A 16,816-nucleotide genomic window follows, 5' to 3' on the forward strand; every position below is an offset into this window, starting at 1 on the left:
AGCCTGATCGAGAGTCAGCCGATCTGCAAGGATCGTTGCGTAACGGTACTCGGCGTTGACTTGGCCGAAGATATGGCCGTAACGTGCGACGCCCCTGCGGAGACTCGCGGTCGGGTCAAACGCTCAATCTTGAATCGAGAGTCGGACAACTAATCATGGGAAGCGGCAGCTATCTAGCAGTCATCAAGGTCGTGGGAGTTGGCGGTGGTGGGACCAACGCGGTGAACCGCATGGTCGACGCGGGACTGCGCGGCGTCGAGTTCATCGCGGCCAACACGGATGCGCAGTCGCTGCAGATGTGCGACGCCGACATCAAGCTCAACATCGGCACCGATCTGACGAAGGGACTTGGGGCGGGCGCCAACCCGGAGATCGGTCAGGGCGCGGCGGCCGAGTCGCGCGACGACATCAAGGAGGCGCTGAAGGGCGCCGACATGGTGTTCGTGACCGCTGGCGAAGGGGGAGGGACCGGGACCGGCGCCGCGCCGGTGATCGCTGAAATCGCCAAGAACGAGATTGGCGCCCTGACCGTGGGCGTCGTGACGCGGCCGTTTGCGTTCGAGGGCAAGCAGCGCGCGCGGCAGGCACAGGACGGAATCGACCGGCTGCGCGAGCACGTCGACACCCTGATCGTGATCCCCAACGAGAAGCTGCTGGCGGTGGTCGAGCGTCGCGCTTCGCTCACCGAGGCACTGCGCGAGGCCGACAATGTGCTGCGTCAGGGGGTTCAGGGCATCACCGACCTGATCACGATTCCCGGGCTCATCAATCTGGACTTCGCAGACGTGCGCACGATCATGCGTGACGCGGGCTCAGCGCTGATGGGAATCGGCCGCTCCAGCGGCGAGAACCGCGCCGGCGAGGCTGCCAAGGAAGCGATCTCCTCACCGCTGCTGGAGGAATCGGTCGAGGGCGCGGGCGGCATCCTGCTCAACATCACCGGCGGCAGCGACCTGGGACTTTTTGAGGTCAACGAGGCGGCGGAGATAGTGCAGGGCGCAGCCGACGCCAACGCCAACATCATCTTCGGCGCGGTGATCGACGATGCGATGGCGGACGAGGTGCGGGTCACCGTGATTGCGACGGGCTTCGACCACAGCCACCGTGGCACGCTGGGCAGCTCACGCGGGCGCGGTCTGGGGTCGGGGGTGGGCTCGGGGCGTCAGCGCGGCAACCGCAGGGACGTGACCTTCGATGACCGCCAGCGCTCGAGCCTCGAGATTCGCGACGATGAGATCGACATCCCGTCGTTTTTGAAGGATCGCTGAGCGCCGGCCACGCGGCCGCGCGCTACGCAGCAGGGGGGCGACGGCCGGTTTTCGGCGCCGCCGCGCACTTTTGTACGCGGTGCGGCGGCTCATATAGATGAATCTTCGCCAATTGGCCCCGTCCACGGCCCCGGCCACCATCCGGCCGCGTTGGGCTATACGCTGCGCTTTGTGGGAGAGACTGGCTCACAGACGCTCAGACGCACACCTCTCTATGAGCAGCACCTCCGAGCCGGTGCGAAGCTCGTGGACTTCGCCGGCTGGGAGCTGCCGGTTCAGTACGTCGGCATCCGCGAGGAGCACCTCGCCGTGCGCCACGACGTTGGCATCTTCGACGTTTCACACATGGGTCAGATTGAGGTCAGCGGCGACGGCGCGGTCGCCCTCTGCGAGCGCCTGCTGACCGCCGAGGTCGGCTCGCTCGGCATCGGTTCGGCGCGCTATAGCCTGATCTGTGATGAGCACGGCGGTGTGCTCGACGACGTGCTCATCTACCGCTTGTCAGAGACACGGCTGCTGCTGGTGACCAACTGCGCCAACCACGCGCGGGACTTCGCCTGGGTCCATGCTCACAACGACGGTGGGGTGGCCGTGGTCAGCGATCACCAGGACCGCTACGCGATGCTCGCCGTCCAGGGCCCGCGCGCACGGGCGCTGCTGGCCGGGTTGACCAGCGGAGCGCTCCCGGCCCGGATGCACTGCGACCGCTGTGAGGTGGGCGGTGTCCCAGTCCTCGCCTGCGGCACCGGATACACCGGTGAGGACGGGCTCGAACTGCTCTGCGAACCGCAGCTGGCACCGAAGCTCTGGGATGCACTCGTGCGGGCGGGCGCCCAACCCGCCGGGCTCGGGGCGCGTGACACGCTGCGCATCGAGGCATGCTTCCCCCTCTACGGCAACGACCTTGACGAGCAGCACGACCCCATCTCGGCGGGGCTCGGCTGGGCCTGCGCCGAGCGCACCGGGTTCATCGGCGCCGAGCGCGTGGCGGCCGTCAGAGCCGCCGGCCCGGCGCAGCTGCTGGTTCCGTTCGTGCTCGACGGCCCCGGCATCGCACGGGCCGGTAACCCGGTGCTGCCGCGGGTGGCCGAGGGCGGCGAGCCCGATGGCGGCGGCGTGGTCACCAGCGGCACCTACTCGCCGAGCCTGGAGTGTGGCGTTGGTCTCGCCTACCTGCCGGCGTGGCGGGCGACACCCGGCCAACAGCTTCAGATCGATGTGCGCGGCACGCTGCGCGCCGCGACCGTTGCGAGCAAGCCCCTCTACCCAAAGGACCGCTAGATGGCCGACCCGAACTATCCCGAGGACCTCAAGTACAACGCTGATCACGACTGGGCGAGGATCGATCCAGACAACCCCGGAGAGGCCACGTTCTCGGGTTTCGCAGTTCATAGGCCGGCGGCTGCCCATGCTTGCTGGACTTGGTTGATTTCCTGGGTTGTGGGGGTTCGGGCCTGTTCGGGTTGAAATTGGGTGGCGATGATCACTCGTCGTAGCTTGGCGAGCATGTCCTGGAATGATGGGGTGGTCTTGGAGACATACCAGGGGGCGCGGGCGCGATGCTCTGTGACGATGTCGGGGTGATGTCCGTAGAGCGCGTACCAGATGATCGTGAGGTCCATCGCCAAGAACTGGAATGGGACGGTCCGTTGCACGGCTTTCTCGGTCCGGTTGCGGGCATCACCGACGCCGAACAGTTCTTTGCCGTCCTGGAAGGCGACTTCGATCGGCCAGCGGTCTGCGTAGCGTTCGACGATCTGCGCGGCGGTGGCGTGAAGGTCGGTGGTGATCAGCGCGATCTGGTAGCCGCACGGCTTGGTGTCGTCTTTGACGAGGATCACACGGACCGGGGTTTCGGCGCCGAGCGGCTCCCACAGGCAGTTGATCTCAGCCAGCTCGAGCGTCTCGGTTTTGCTGTAGCGCCTGACGGTCGTCTTTACCCATTCGGTGGCGGGGTCGGCTGCGATCTGTTGAAGGCTTTCAAGCTGTTTGCCCCATTTGCGTGGCCGGCCGCGTTTGCCGGTGCGCGGCGGCGCAGGGGCGTAGATCACCGCGTTGCTACGCAGCCTCGATGTGATCGTCACCCGCTTGGGTGCAGCACGCCACGCCTGGCTGATGTAGGCGCTGTCACCGACCACGTTGATCTGGCGATCCGGCAGCCGTTTGGCGAGCAGGCAGACCATCGCCCTGGCCAGCTTGACCTTCCCGGGCCGCTCAGGATCGGGCTTGTGCTGCTTGACGAACTGTTCGCGCCGCGGCTGCCAGAGCCGGAACAGGACCGGCAAACATACGGTGCGCTGCAGGAACGGCAGCTTGACACAGATCCCGGCCACGATCCAGTTGTTCCCCCACGCGACCGAGCCTGAGCGGCTGTTGGCGGTCGCGTCGTGATGCCAGAAGGTGCCGTGGATCCGGCGTCCCCTGCGTTTCAGGAGCGTGTCGTCGACCGCGACCAGCACGCTCGCACCCGGTTCTGTGAACCGCTCAACGATCAGGCAGGCGAGCCGTAACCCGAGCTCGTCCACGGACCAGCGGGCATTGGCGAAGAACCGGTGGCAACGCGCGTGATGCCACACCCCCGACAGCCTTGAGCCTGTCAGCATCCCGGTCACGCACCGCAGAGAGGTCTGCGAGACCTGACCGACCAACACCCCCCGGAACGTCTCAAACGTGGGACGGGTGAAACACGACTCAAACAGGACAAGCAGCTCGTTCAGCGAAGATGGGACGCAGAGCATCGGCGGCAGCCTCCAAGAGAAGCCGCGCAGCGTGCCTCCCCTTGGCCGCGACGGACGGGTTATGTTGACAGCAACCGCTTTCGCGCAAGCCGCCGATGCTCCTTCCCCGACACCGCGCCAACAGGCCACACCAGCCCGCCACGGCCCCGCCCACCACCACCACCTGCTACGCCGCTATGCCGCTACAGGCCCAAAAGTGCGAAACCCGAGCACGTTCGGGATCACCTGGTATGCGCAGGACACGCTCGGCGAGATCGTCTTCTTCACACCGCCGGCGGTCGGGGCGCAGCTCGCCAAGGACGAGCATTACACCGAGGTGGAATCGGTCAAGGCGGTCTCTGATGTGGTTGCGCCGCTCTCCGGCGAGGTGATTGAGGTCAACGAGTCCCTCACCAACGAGCCCCAGAAGATCAACGAGGACCCCTATGGCGATGGCTGGCTGGTGCGGGTCAGGCTCACGGACCCCACCGAGGCGCAGGAGCTGATGGACGCCGCGACTTACAAGGCGACGCTCCCGTGAGCCGCTACACGGCGGTAACCGACGCTGACCTCGGCGAGATGCTCGCGACGATCGGCGTCGGATCGGTGGAGGAGCTGTTTGCCGACGTGCCGGCCGGTCTGCGCGTCGAGGGCCCGCTGGCCCTCGACGACGGGCTCTCCGAGCAGGAGGTGTACGGCGAGCTCGCGGCACTGGCGCAGCGCAACCTCAGCACCGACGAGCAGATCACCTTTCTGGGCGCTGGCATGTACGACAGCTATGTGCCGGCGCTGGTCGACTCGATCACCGCACGAGCCGAGTTCCTGACCCCCTACACGCCCTACCAGCCCGAGGTTTCCCAGGGTGGCCTGCAGGCGATGTTCGAATACCAGACCGCGATCTGTGAGCTGACCGGCCTGCCTGTCGCAAACGCCTCCGTGTACGAGGGGCCGAGCGCGGTGGCGGCCGCCGGCTACCTGGCAAAACTGCACAACGGCCGCAGCCGCTTCCTGGTCTCCGCCGGCGTTCACCCGCACGCGGTCGAGTCGCTGGCGACGCTCGCGCACGGCTGGGGGATGACGGTGGAGGTGGTGGAACTGCGGGACGGAGTGACCTCAGTGGAGGCGCTGCGGCAGGCGGGGCTCGACGAGGACGTGAGCGCCGTGATTGTCAGCCAGCCGAACTTCCTGGGGGCGGTCGAGCGCCTCGCGCCGATCGTCGATGTGGCTCATCGCAGCGGCGCGCTCGTCGTCTGCGCCGCGGACCCGGTCTCGCTCGGGCTGCTTCAGGCGCCAGGCGCCCAGGGTGTCGACGTTGTCGTCGGCGAGGGGCAGACGCTCGGCAATCATCTGAACTTCGGCGGGCCCTCGTTCGGCTTCTTCGCGGTCACCGAGGAACTCATCCGCCGTCTGCCCGGCAGGCTTGTCGGTCAGACGCGCGACGCGGAGGGCAAACGCGGTTATGTCCTGACCCTGCAGACGCGCGAGCAGCACATCCGCCGCGAGAAGGCAACCTCGAACATCTGCACCGCGCAGGCGCTGAATGCGCTTGCGGGCGTCATCTATCTGAGCTGGCTGGGCCGGCAGGGGCTGGTGGAGCTGGCGGAGCTCCTCGCGCAGCGCACCGCCTACGCCCGTGAGCGTCTGGCGGCAATACCCGGCGTCACGCCGGTCCATCAACAGCCCGTGGTGCGAGAGTTCGCGATCAGGATCGACGGTGACGTGGACGCGGTGCTCGCCCGCTGCCGTGCTGCCGGGATCAACCCCGGCTACCGGTACGCCGAGGACTGTCTGCTCGTTGCCATCACCGAGAAACGTACGCGTACTCACATCGATCTGCTGGTTGACACGATTGCGGAGGCGCTTGCATGAGCGATCAACTCACAGCACCACCCAGCCGCTGGTTCATCGAAGCGGCTGACGATGAGCTCACGATCTTCGAGCGGTCACGCGAGGGGCGCAGGGCCTTCATCGCGCCGCGTCTGGACGTGCCGGAACGGCCGTTGGACGAGCTGATCCCAGCCGAGCTGCGGCGACGGGAGGGCGCACGTCTGCCGGAGGTCTCCGAGCCGGAGATCGTCCGTCACTACACGCGCTTGAGCAAGCGCAACTTCGACCTGGACACCGGCTTCTACCCGCTCGGGTCGTGCACCATGAAGCACAACCCGAAGCTGCATGAGCGCGTCGCAGGCCTGCCCGGCAACGCTGACCTGCACCCCCTGCAGGCGGCCGGCGATGCGCAGGGAGCGCTTGAGTTGATGTGGCGGCTGCAGCACTCGCTCGGCGAGATCGCGGGTCTGCCGCACGTCTCGCTACAGCCCAGTGCCGGCTCGCACGGCGAGCTCACCGGGGTTCTGATCACGCGTGCGTACCACGAAGCCAACGGGGACCGGCGCACCAAGGTGCTCACACCGGACACGGCCCACGGCACCAATCCCGCGACTGTGACGATGGCCGGCTACGAGCTCGTCAAAATCGGTACTGACGAGTACGGGAACGTTGACATCGATGATCTGCGCCGTCACGTCGACACCGATGTGGCGTGCCTGATGCTGACAAACCCCTCGACGCTGGGGCTCTTCGAGCGCCACATCGAACAGATCGCAAAGGCCGTGCATGACGTTGGCGCCACGCTCTACTACGACGGCGCCAACCTCAACGCGATCATGGGGATCTGCCGACCCGGCGACATGGGGTTCGACATCGTTCACTTCAACCTGCACAAGTCCTTCACCCAACCGCACGGTGGCGGTGGCCCGGGCGCCGGCCCGATCGCTGTCGCGGCGCATATGGAGCCGTTTCTGCCGCGGCCGCAGGTGGTCCGGCGCGAGGACGGCAGCTTCGACCTGGACCACGACCGGCCTCACTCGATCGGCCGGATGCGGGGTTTCCAGGGCAATTACGGAGTGTTCGTGCGTAGCTACGCCTACATCCGCTCGCTGGGTGCCGCGGGCCTGCGCGAGGCCTCCGAGGTGGCTGTGCTCAATGCCAACTACCTGCTGGCGCGGCTGCGCCGGGAGGGTGTGCTCGAGTATCTCCCGGCCGCCTACGACCGGATCTGCATGCACGAGTTCGTGCTCTCCGGCGCCGTGATGAAACGCGAGCTGGGGATCCGGACGCTCGATCTCGCCAAACGCCTGCTCGATCACGGTGTTCATCCGCCGACTGTTTACTTCCCGCTGATCGTCGATGAGGCGCTCATGGTCGAACCGACCGAGACCGAGACCCGTGAGACACTCGACCACTTCGCCGCGGTGGTGGCCGAGATCCTGCGCGAGGCCGCCACGGACCCGGAGATCGCGCGGACGGCGCCGCACACGGCGCCGGTGCGCAGGCTGGACGAGGCCGGCGCTGCGCGTCACCCGGTCGTGCGCCAGCCGCTGTAGCCGCACGCGATGCGTGTTGAGCTTGCCGAGCTGGCGGCCCGGATCACCCCGCGGGTCGTGGCCGAGACCTCGAGCTTGGTGGACGTCTCGACGCCGTCTGGGGACCTGGCCGGTGCGGAACGGGCGATCGCCCTGTGTGCCGGCTTTCTCCCGGGTTGGGAGGTGACACGCCCGGCCTGCTCCACGGCCTCATGCGCACCGGACTTTCTGGCGAGGCGCCGCGGCCACGGACGCCGACGGCTGCTGCTGCTCGGCCACCTCGACACCGTCGTGCCGACCGCTGAGCACCGGCCGGCCCGCCGCGAGGGCGAGCGGCTCACGGGCTCGGGCACGATCGACATGAAAGGCGGGGTCGCGCTGGCGCTCGCGGTCGCCCGCGCCTGTGCGCAGGACATCGAGGGCTACGCGGAGATCGCCGTGCTGCTCGTCTGTGACGAGGAGTGGCGAGTGGTGCCGTTCAGCCATCTCGAGCGCTTTGCCGGTTACGACGCCTGTCTGTGCTTCGAGGCCGGTGAGGTCGATCCTCAGGGGCGTGATGGCGTCATCGTGACCCGCAAGGGCGCGGGCACGCTGCGCGTGCTGGCGCACGGACGGGCAGCGCATTCGGGTGCGGCCCCGCAGGATGGGCGCAACGCCCTGCTGGCGCTGGCCCAGGCGGCCATCGCCGGCTCGGCGCAGAACGACCCTCAGGGAGCGTCGCGTCTGACGGTCGTGCCGACGGTGATGCGCTCGGGCGATGCTAGCAACGTGGTGCCCGCGCGCGGCGAGCTGGTCTTCGACATGCGCGCCGACGACACCGAGCAGTTCAAGCGCGTGGTCGATGCGCTGCCGGCCGAGGTCGGCGGCGTACGGCTCGAGCCGGTGATGGAGCGCCTCTGGCCCGCCATGGACGCGCGCGCAACGGCCGCGCCGCTGCTCGAACGCGCGGCGGGGCTGCTGGGTGAGCCGCTGGTGGCACGCGCGCGCGGCGGCGCCAGCGATGCAAGCCACCTGGCAGCCGTGATTGCGCTGACCGTCGACGGTCTGGGTCCGCGCGGCGGCGGCGCGCACACACCGGAGGAGTTCCTGCACCTGCCGTCCCTGGAGCGGCGCGTGGCGGTGGCCCTGGCGCTTGCTCGGGCTGCCATGCTTGAGGAGTGAGTGACGAGCGTCCCGAGCGGACCTGGACGCAGCATCTGCGCCAGGCGTCGTTCAAAGCGCCGATCCGGTCAGACGGTCCGATCACGCTGGGCGCGATCGTGCTTGTCATGTGGCTGGTCCAGGTGGCGAATGCGCTGGACGGTTACCGGCTTGACCGGGATGGCATCTACGCGCGCAACATCACGCGCTTCTGGGGCATCCTGAGCTCGCCCTTCATCCACGCGAGCTTCCAGCACCTGTTCGACAACACGATCCCGTTCGTCGTGCTGGGTCTGATCATCGCCCTGCAGGGCGCCAGACGGCTGCTGATCGTCACCGGCTTCATCGCCGTCGTCGGCGGTTTCGGTACGTGGCTGATCGGCCCTGGTAACGCGAGCACCATCGGGGCAAGCGGGATCGTCTTCGGTTACGCGACCTACCTGATGGCCCGCGGCTTCTTCGACCGCCGGCTTTGGGAGCTCGCGGTCGGCATGCTGGTTGCGCTGGTATGGGGGGCGGTCCTGCTCGCGAGCCTGGCGCCGCACGCCGGCATCTCCTGGCAGGACCATCTCTGCGGTGCCGTCGCCGGGGTGATTGTGGCCTGGAGGCTGGCGCGCTCAGACCAACGTCACGCTGCCGCCGTGGCGGGCGCCGGAAGCGGAGCGGCTTAGGACAGGCGGCCACGTCAGAGGAGCCAGACGACGTGCGGGCCGCTAGGCTGCGTCGCCGTGCGCATTTTCTCCGGCATCCAGCCCACGGGCCGCAAGCACCTGGGCAACTACATCGGCGCGGTCGAACAGTACGTGGCCGGTCAGCAGCGCGGCGACGGCATCTACTGCATCGTCGATCTGCACGCGATAACGGTGCCCTACGACCCGGCGCAACTGCGCCGCGACGTCTACGACCTGGCCGCCGTGCTGCTCGCCGCCGGCATCGAGCCGCAGCGCTCGATCCTCCTGCGCCAGAGCGACGTGGCCGAGCACACCGAGCTGCAGTGGCTGCTGATGAGCTCCACCGCCTACGGCGAGCTCACGCGCATGACGCAGTTCAAGGACAAGTCCGCCCAGCACGAGTTCATCTCCGCCGGGCTCTTCGGCTACCCGGTGCTGATGGCCGCGGACATCCTGCTCTACCGGACAGATCAGGTGCCGGTGGGTGACGACCAGCGCCAGCACGTGGAGCTCACGCGCGACGTGGCCCAGCGCTTCAACGCCCGCTTCGGCGAGGTTCTGGTGATCCCCGAGGGCTACTACCCGCCGGTCGGCGCACGGATCATGGATCTCCAGAACCCAGAGCGCAAGATGTCGACGACTGGCGGCAGCCCGCAGGGCACCGTCTACGTAACCGACGAGCCCGACGTGATCATCAAGAAGTTCCGCACGGCCGTGACCGACTCCGGTCGCGAGATCCGCCACCATCGCGACAAGCCCGGGGTCAGCAACCTGCTCGAGATCCTGGCCGCCGTGCGTTCAAGCTCTGTTCAGGAGCTGGAACGCGAGTTCGATGGGGTTGGCTACGGTGACTTCAAGCTCGCCGTGGGCGAGGCTGTGGCGGGCTACCTGGCGCCGGTGCGCGAGCGCTACGCGCAACTGCGGGCAGACGAGCCCGCGCTCGAGCGGGAGCTCGAGCGCGGGGCGCAGCGTGCCCGGGGGATCGCGTCCGAGACGATGCGCGCGGTGCGCGAGGCGATGGGAGTCGGCCGCAGGGCAGGATAAGCTCGCAGTCTGTGAGCCAGAAGCCCGCCATCCGCAGGTCGCTGCGGCTCGTCGACCTCGAGCTCGATCTGGAGATCTTCAACGGCCCCTTCGACCTGCTGCTGACGCTGATCCTGCGCGAGGAGGTCGACCTGCTCGAGGTCGACCTGGCCGACATCGTGATCTCCTACATCGACCACCTCGAGGCGCGTGGCGAGCTCGACCTCGAGGCCGCCACCGAGTTCCTGGTGCTGATCGCGGCGCTGCTTGAGCTGAAATCGCGGCTGATGCTGCCTGGGGAGGAACTGGAGGAGCTGGAGCTCGATCCCGGCCAGGCCGCCACCGAACTGGTCGAGCGGTTGCTTGACGCGCACCGCTACCGTGGTGCCGGTGCGCAGCTGGCCGACGACCTGCGTGCCCAGGCAGGGTATCGCTTCCGCTCTGCCCCGCTGCCTGAGAGCCTGCGCCGCGCCGCGCTCAGCGACGCCACCGCGAGCTACGAGCCGGCGTTGCTGGCGGCAGCGATCGGCCGCCTGCTCGAGCTGCCGCCCGAGGTTGACGTCCGCCACATCTCAGTCCCGAAGGTCACGGTGGCCGATCGCCTCGTGCACCTGCGAAGGCTGCTGCGCCGCGGCGCCTTCGACTTCGAGGAGGCGGTCACCGGTGCCGACCGGGTCACGGTCGCGGTGACGATCTACTCGCTGCTGGAGCTCTACAAGCAGGGCGAGCTGACCTGGGCCCAGTCAGAGCCGTTTGGCCCGATCGAGGTGCGGCCGGCCGCGGACGGCCACACGAAGCTCGGATCGGCGGCGGCATGAGCATAACCATGAGCGCCAAGATCGAGGCGCTGCTCTTCCTCTCACCGGATCCGCTCACCGTCGACGCCCTCGCCGCCGCCACCGAAGCCGACGTCCAGGACGTGCGTGCCGCGATCGATGAGCTTGTCCAAAGCTACGCGCGGGAAGGTCGCGGGCTCGTGCTGCGGGAGCTGGCGGGCGGCTTCTCGCTCTCGTCGCATCCGGAGGCTGAGGAGGCCGCGCGGCAGCTGTTTGCGCGCCCCAGAACGCCCGCGCTGACGGCGGCGCAGGCTGAGACGCTTGCGATCATCGCCTACCTGCAGCCGGTCTCACGGCCGGAGATCGCCAGGATCCGTGGCGTCAACGCCGAGTCCGCGGCGGCGACGCTGCTCGAACGTGGACTCATCGAAGAGTCGGGGCGCTCCCAGTTCGGGGCGGTCCTGTACCGCACGACCGACCTGTTCCTGCGTCTGTTCGGACTGCGCGGCATCGACGAGCTGCCGCCGATCAGCGCCTTTCAGGCGCCACCGGAGCTCGAGGCCGAGCTGCGCGAGCGGTTGCTGCGCGCCGGCGAGGCGCGCGCCGGCGTCTGAGCGGGTGTGGGCTCCGCTGACAGCCGGTGCGCACCGTGGCTAGGCAGCCACGGCTCCGGCTGCAAGCTGTCCGCAGGCGGCGGCGATCTCGCGTCCGCGGGTGAGCCGTACGGTCGCGCTCAGCCCAAGGCGCTCGAGCTCGGCGGCGAACGCCGCGATCGCGCCCGGGGCCGATCCCTGAAGGCCGGTCCCGGTCGGGTTATACGGGATCAGGTTGACCTTGAAGATCGTGGGGTCGAGGATCGCCGCCAGCTCGCGCGCCTGGCCGACTGAGTCGTTGACGCCCGCAAGCATCACGTACTCGACGAACACGCGCCGGCGCTTGCGTGCGTAGAAGCGTTCGCAGGCTGCGAGCACGTCGGGCAGCGGATAGCGGTCGTTGACCGGCATCAGCGTCGAGCGCAGCTCCGCGCTGGCAGCGTGCAGCGACAGCGCCAGCCGCAGCGGCAGCGGCTGCGCGGCGAGCCGGTCGATCCCGGGGATCCAGCCGACGGTCGAGATCGCCGTATGGCGGCTGCTGATGCCGAGGTCCGGCAGCCGCTGGCAGGCGGCGAGCACGGCGTCGAGGTTCATCAGCGGCTCGCCCATCCCCATGAAAACGCAGTGGTCAACCGGCGTCAGGCGCCGGAAGTAAAGCGCCTGGTCGAGGATCTCCCAGGCGCTCAGGTTGCGGCCGAAGCGCATCTGGCCGGTCGCACAGAACGTGCAGGTGAGCGGGCACCCTGACTGGGAGGAGAGGCACAGCGAGTGGCGGCCGTCGCGGTAGCGCATCAGCACCGCCTCAAGTGGCCGCCCGTCGGCGGTGCGCATCAGCACCTTGACGGTGCCGTCGGCGGCCCGCGCCTCACTCTGCACGGTGAGTGTCGAGAAGGGCACCGCCGCTGTCAATGCACCGCGCAGCGCCTGCGGAAGGTTGGTCATCTCCTGGTAGGAATCGGCGCCGGCGGCGGTCCACTGCCACACCTGGCGCAGACGGTAGGCGGGTTCGCCGAGTTCGGTGAGCGTGCGCTCCAGCAGATCCAGATCCACGACGGCTATGGTGACAGGCCGATGCGACTGGCCAAGTACCTCGCCGGCTGTGGCGTTGCCTCACGCCGCGCCTCTGAGGAGCTCGTGCGCTCCGGCGCGGTCACCGTGGACGGCGAGTGCGTCACCGACCCGGCGCGCGATGTCGCCGACGGGATGCTGATCGAGGTGCATGGACGCGCCGTCACCCCGGTGGCAGCCACCGTGGTCTACGCGGTCAACAAGCCCGCCGGCGTGGTCTCGACCGCGCGCGATCCGCAGGGACGTCCGACCGTGGTTGCGCTCGTCAAAGACCGGCGACGCCTGTACCCGGTCGGCCGCCTTGACGCCGATACCACGGGGCTGATCCTGCTGACCGATGACGGTGCGCTCGCGCACCGCCTGACGCATCCCCGCTTCGGGGTTGAGAAGACCTACCGGGTGCGTGTGCAGAACGGGCCGGTGGGGGGACGGGCGCTGGCGTTGCTGCGCGACGGTGTGCAGTTGGAGGACGGCAGGACAGCGCCCGCACGGGTGCGCCGTGTGAGCCCAGGAACGCTCGAGCTCACGATCCACGAGGGACGCAAGCGTCAGGTCAAGCGCATGTGTGAGGCGGTCGGTCACCCGGTGCTGGCGCTCGAGCGCGTGCGCCTCGGGCCGCTTGTGCTCGGCGATCTGGCGCTGGGCGGATACCGGCAGCTGACCAGCGCCGAGGTGAGCCTGCTCAGGGCCGCTGGATCAACACCCCGTACAGCGGTGAGCCCGCCCGGCGCAGCGCCCGCAGGATCTGGCCCTGGTAGACGCGCCGTGGACGGGCGGAGACGAGCCGCAGGATCGTGAACTGCCGCACGTGCGTGCGGGACACGGCCCGGAAGCCGGGGATGTCGTAATGGCGAGCGAGCCGTGAGGGCTCGAGGTTGCAGCCCGCTCCCCACCAGCACAGCCAGTGCTCGCCCGAGCCCGGCGGTGCGCTGTTGGCGACGATCTCGATCTCCGTGACCCGTCGTGGCTTGCCGCGACGCAGGTCGCGGGTGTTGGGCATGTAGACGGCGGTCAGCGACTCGAGCCAGACGTTGCGCTGAAAGATCACAAGGCGCGTGGCGCCGGCCGGCTGGCGCGCGCTCGGCCAGGGGCCGAGCGCGCGCACCACGGCCGGCCAGTCGGGCCGCTGCAGGGTCGGGTCGGCGGCGACGCTGACGGCCGCGGCAAGGCCGATCGCGCACAGCGTCCCGGCCAGCAACAGACCGGCGCGGCCCGCCCTGGGCAGGCTCAGGCAGGCGCCCAGCGCAACCGCCAGCGGCAGCCACAGCGCCAGCAGGTTGCGGGTGATCACAGTGTCGGTCCCGGCGGCGTCGATCGCCATCACCAGCGCGAAGCCGGCGAGCGCCAGCGCTGCCGGAACGAGCGCTCGCCGCTGGGTGCGCTGCCCATACCTGGCCAGCAGCGCCAGCGCGACCAGGCAGACAGCGAGCCCGCAGAGGGCCAGCGCCGTGTACGCGTAGGAGCCGGTGCCGAGCAGGAACTGCGGCAGGATCTGGCCCAGGCGGGCGCCGAGCGGCGCCTTGCGAATCCAGGCGGCGTTGTGCTCGCTCGTCTGCTTGATCAGCAGCGGCAGGAGCGCACCGCCGCAGGCGGCGACGAACGCGAGTGCAACCCAGGTGACCAGACGACGACGGTGCACGACGGCCAGCCACACAGCCTCGGGAACCACCAGCAGCGCCGCCTCATAGTGGCTGGCCAGCGCCAGCGCGCTGGCCAGCGCCCAGGCAGCCAGCGTGCGCCGGTCGGGCCGCTCGCGCGCGTGCGCGAACGCGAGCAGGCTGAGCGCGGATGTGAGCGCCAAGAGCTCGTAGGCCCGTGCCTCCTGCGAGTACCAGATCAGCAGCGGATTGCACGCGGTCAGCGCCGCCACCACCAGGCCGGCACGCCGGCTGGCCAGCAGCCGCTCCGCCGCCAGGTAGGCGACCGGCACCAGCGCGACCCCGAACAGCGCCGAGAGCGACCGGATCGCCACGGCACCGTGCCCGAAGGCACGCGTCCAGATCCAGGCCGCAACGTAGTAGACGTAGGGGGTCGACTCGGTCTTCGGGATCGTGGCGAGCATCCGCCCGAGCGGCAGCTTGACGAGCATCACCGTGTATGCCTCGTCGAACCAAAGGCCCTGATGGCCGATCCCGTAGAAGCGGATCGCGGCGGCAAACGCCGTCATCCCAACCACGGCGGCAAGCACCGGACGGTGGGCGTGAAGCTTGCTCAGCACACCGCTCAGGGTGCCAGAGCCGCGCGCTCAGGCCTGTTGGACGAGCATCGCGTCGTGCAGCTGGGCATGGGTGGGCACGTAGAGCCTGCCGTCCGGGGCACGGCGTCTGACCGGTACGGCGACCTGGCGCAGGCGCACCGTCATGGGCCGCTTCGCGCGCAGCTCGAGGATCCCGAAGTTGTGCACGCGGCGGCGCGCGACCACGTGAAAGCCGGGGGTCTTGTAGTGGCGGTCAAGCCGTGAGGGGACCAGGTTGCACTCCGAGCCCCACCAGCAGAAGCCCCCGAGGCCGCTGTGCGGCAGTGCGGCAACGACGTCGATCTCCGTGATCCGCCGCAGGGTGCTCTGCTTGGCGTAGCGCAGGTCGGGCAGGTACAGGTCAAGCGGCAGAATCCCCGGGTTGTACTGCACGACGATTATGCGCCCGTCGCGCCGGCTCTGGCCGGCTGCCGGCCAGCGCCCGAAAGCGGCGGCGACCAGCGCCCAGTTGGGCCGCTGGAAGGCGTAGGTGGTGTCCACGCTGAGCACCGCCGTGACTCCGATCGCGCACAGCAGCGCGGTCGCGCCGAGGCCCAGCAGGCGCCGGCGGGCGGCGCCCAGACCGGCCGCCAGGAAGATCGCAGCCGGCAGCAGGAGTGGCAGCAGGTTGCGCCCCAGGAACGTGTTGTAGCCGGGACCGGCGGCGATCAGGAATCCGGCCAGCGCCAGGCCGCCGGCCAAAAACGCGCCGCGCCGCTCGCGTCCGCGGGCCTCGCGCACCACCAGCACGGAGGCCAGCGCGACGGTCGCGAGTGCGAGCAGCTCAAGCAGCGTGTGCAGGTGTGTCTGGGGACCGAGCAGGAACAGCCCCGGCACCTGTCGCAGGCGCAGCAGGTAGGAGGAGTTGGCGATCCAGCTGTTGTTGCCGGTGCGGTTCTGGGTCAGGGCCAGCGGCAGCAGGGCAAAGCCGGTTGCAGCCACCGCAGCCAGCGCCCCGTAGACAGCGCGCGCGCGCCGGTGACGGTAGAGCAGCCAGACCGCCTCCGGCACGACGGCGATCACCGCGTAATAGTGGGTCACCAGCGCCACCGCGCAGGCGAGCGCCCACAGCGCCATCAACTTCGGCCGCGGATCCTCGAGCGCGTAGGCGAAGGCCCAGAGCGTGAGCGCGCAGGTCAGCACCATCAGCTCGTAGGCGCGCGTCTCCTGCGAGTACCAGATCAGCAGCGGGTTACAGGCCACCAGCGCGGTCAGGATGAGCGCCGCCCGGCGGCTCTCAAGCAGCTTGCGGGTGGCCGCGTAGGCCACCGGGATGGTGAGCGTCCCGAACAGCGCCGAAAGCGACTTCAGGGCGGCCGGGCTGAACCCGAAGATCCGCGCCCACGCCCAGGTGATCAGGTAGTAGAGCGGCGGCGTTGACTCGAGCTGCGGAATCAGCCCCAGCATCGTGCCTGAGCCATGCTTGACCAGGAACACGGTGTAGGACTCGTCGTACCAGAAGCCCTGGTGGCCGATATAGAAGAAGCGCAGGAACGCGCCGAGCGCTGTCAGCAGCACAACTGGCACGCGCGGCAGCATGTCAGCTTTCGATAAAGGCCGGGCAACGGCGTGTCTGCCACAATGCGCCGCCAATGCAACGACTTTTCGCGCTGCGCGGCGCAAACAGCGTGGCTCGCAACGATGCCGCCGCGATCCTCGACGCCACCGATGAGCTGATGCGCGAGATGATCGCACGCAACGGGCTTGAGCCGGAGGCGATGGTCAGCTGCATCTTCACCCTGACAGCGGACCTGGACGCGGAGTTTCCGGCCGTGGCGGCCCGCCAGCTTGGCCTGAGCCGTGTGCCGCTGTTGTGCACGCGCGAGGTGCCGGTGCCGGGCTCGCTGCCGCGTGTCGTGCGTACGCTGCTGCACTACTACGCCGAGGAGGATCACGTGCCGTCGCACGTCTACCTGAACGCGGCGCGCGTGCTGCGCTCGGACCTGGACTCGGCCCAGTAGT

At 68.9% G+C, this 16,816-nt stretch carries 16 protein-coding genes; 12 read left to right on the plus strand and 4 right to left on the minus strand.

The annotated features are described in order from the left end of the window. Positions 1-155 precede the first annotated feature (155 nt). On the plus strand, positions 156-1,268 hold the full coding sequence (gene ftsZ / locus M3M54_RS02745) for a cell division protein FtsZ (protein ID WP_249020653.1): 1,113 nt from the start codon (positions 156-158) through the stop codon (positions 1,266-1,268). Between the two features lie 171 nt (positions 1,269-1,439). After that, the gene (gene gcvT / locus M3M54_RS02750; protein ID WP_249020654.1) at positions 1,440-2,549 is read left to right on the plus strand and encodes a glycine cleavage system aminomethyltransferase GcvT; all 1,110 of its coding nucleotides are present in this window, start codon (positions 1,440-1,442) and stop codon (positions 2,547-2,549) included. A gap of 107 nt (positions 2,550-2,656) precedes the next feature. Here the strand turns inward: gcvT and M3M54_RS02755 are convergent, their stop codons facing one another. Then, the gene (locus M3M54_RS02755; protein WP_249019411.1) at positions 2,657-4,006 is read right to left on the minus strand and encodes a transposase; all 1,350 of its coding nucleotides are present in this window, start codon (positions 4,004-4,006) and stop codon (positions 2,657-2,659) included. Between the two features lie 196 nt (positions 4,007-4,202). Here M3M54_RS02755 and M3M54_RS02760 point away from each other — a divergent pair, with 196 nt between their 5' ends. From M3M54_RS02760 to scpB, 8 genes are read left to right on the plus strand one after another with little or no spacing between them, the layout of a single operon-like run. Beyond that, positions 4,203-4,526 (plus strand): glycine cleavage system protein H, encoded by a 324-nt coding sequence (locus M3M54_RS02760; protein WP_249020655.1) that lies wholly within the window; start codon positions 4,203-4,205, stop codon positions 4,524-4,526. Further along, positions 4,523-5,854, plus strand: a complete 1,332-nt coding sequence (gcvPA, locus tag M3M54_RS02765; protein WP_249020656.1) for an aminomethyl-transferring glycine dehydrogenase subunit GcvPA — start codon at positions 4,523-4,525, stop codon at positions 5,852-5,854. Before M3M54_RS02760 ends, gcvPA begins: the two co-directional genes overlap by 4 nt. Next, complete coding sequence (gene gcvPB, locus M3M54_RS02770; RefSeq protein ID WP_249020657.1) at positions 5,851-7,368, plus strand: aminomethyl-transferring glycine dehydrogenase subunit GcvPB; 1,518 nt, start codon at positions 5,851-5,853, stop codon at positions 7,366-7,368. The genes gcvPA and gcvPB overlap by 4 nt, the downstream gene beginning before the upstream one ends. 9 nt (positions 7,369-7,377) lie before the next feature. Further along, entirely contained in the window at positions 7,378-8,508 is a 1,131-nt protein-coding gene (locus M3M54_RS02775; protein ID WP_249020658.1) for a M20/M25/M40 family metallo-hydrolase, read from the plus strand. After that, positions 8,505-9,158 carry a rhomboid family intramembrane serine protease gene (locus M3M54_RS02780; RefSeq protein WP_249020659.1) on the plus strand — a complete coding sequence of 218 codons (654 nt, stop codon included), beginning with the start codon at positions 8,505-8,507 and terminating at the stop codon, positions 9,156-9,158. Before M3M54_RS02775 ends, M3M54_RS02780 begins: the two co-directional genes overlap by 4 nt. A gap of 57 nt (positions 9,159-9,215) precedes the next feature. Continuing rightward, positions 9,216-10,202, plus strand: a complete 987-nt coding sequence (trpS, locus tag M3M54_RS02785; protein WP_249020660.1) for a tryptophan--tRNA ligase — start codon at positions 9,216-9,218, stop codon at positions 10,200-10,202. 11 nt (positions 10,203-10,213) lie between these two features. Then, positions 10,214-10,999 carry a ScpA family protein gene (locus M3M54_RS02790; protein ID WP_249020661.1) on the plus strand — a complete coding sequence of 262 codons (786 nt, stop codon included), beginning with the start codon at positions 10,214-10,216 and terminating at the stop codon, positions 10,997-10,999. Beyond that, positions 10,996-11,571, plus strand: coding sequence for an SMC-Scp complex subunit ScpB (gene scpB / locus M3M54_RS02795; protein WP_249020662.1), 576 nt, complete (start codon positions 10,996-10,998; stop codon positions 11,569-11,571). The genes M3M54_RS02790 and scpB overlap by 4 nt, the downstream gene beginning before the upstream one ends. Before the next feature lie 39 nt (positions 11,572-11,610). On the opposite strand, the gene rlmN is transcribed toward scpB, so the two are convergent. Then, a complete protein-coding gene (gene rlmN, locus M3M54_RS02800; RefSeq protein WP_249020663.1) occupies positions 11,611-12,600 on the minus strand; it encodes a 23S rRNA (adenine(2503)-C(2))-methyltransferase RlmN in 990 nt (329 codons plus the stop codon). A 21-nt stretch (positions 12,601-12,621) separates the two neighbouring features. Between rlmN and M3M54_RS02805 the strand changes: the two genes are divergently transcribed. Next, positions 12,622-13,416 carry a pseudouridine synthase gene (locus tag M3M54_RS02805; protein ID WP_249020664.1) on the plus strand — a complete coding sequence of 265 codons (795 nt, stop codon included), beginning with the start codon at positions 12,622-12,624 and terminating at the stop codon, positions 13,414-13,416. Here M3M54_RS02805 and M3M54_RS02810 read toward each other — a convergent pair. Together M3M54_RS02810 and M3M54_RS02815 are read right to left on the minus strand one after the other, a co-directional pair. Continuing rightward, on the minus strand, positions 13,301-14,836 hold the full coding sequence (locus tag M3M54_RS02810; RefSeq protein ID WP_249020665.1) for a glycosyltransferase family 39 protein: 1,536 nt from the start codon (positions 14,834-14,836) through the stop codon (positions 13,301-13,303). The genes M3M54_RS02805 and M3M54_RS02810 overlap by 116 nt on opposite strands. Before the next feature lie 27 nt (positions 14,837-14,863). Then, positions 14,864-16,381 (minus strand): glycosyltransferase family 39 protein, encoded by a 1,518-nt coding sequence (locus M3M54_RS02815; protein ID WP_249020666.1) that lies wholly within the window; start codon positions 16,379-16,381, stop codon positions 14,864-14,866. Between the two features lie 65 nt (positions 16,382-16,446). Between M3M54_RS02815 and aroH the strand changes: the two genes are divergently transcribed. Continuing rightward, complete coding sequence (aroH, locus tag M3M54_RS02820) at positions 16,447-16,815, plus strand: chorismate mutase (RefSeq protein ID WP_249020667.1); 369 nt, start codon at positions 16,447-16,449, stop codon at positions 16,813-16,815. The last annotated feature ends 1 nt before the right edge of the window (position 16,816 follow it).

The organism is Conexibacter sp. S30A1, assembly GCF_023330665.1.
In the GTDB taxonomy this organism is placed as follows: Bacteria; Actinomycetota; Thermoleophilia; order Solirubrobacterales; family Solirubrobacteraceae; genus Palsa-465.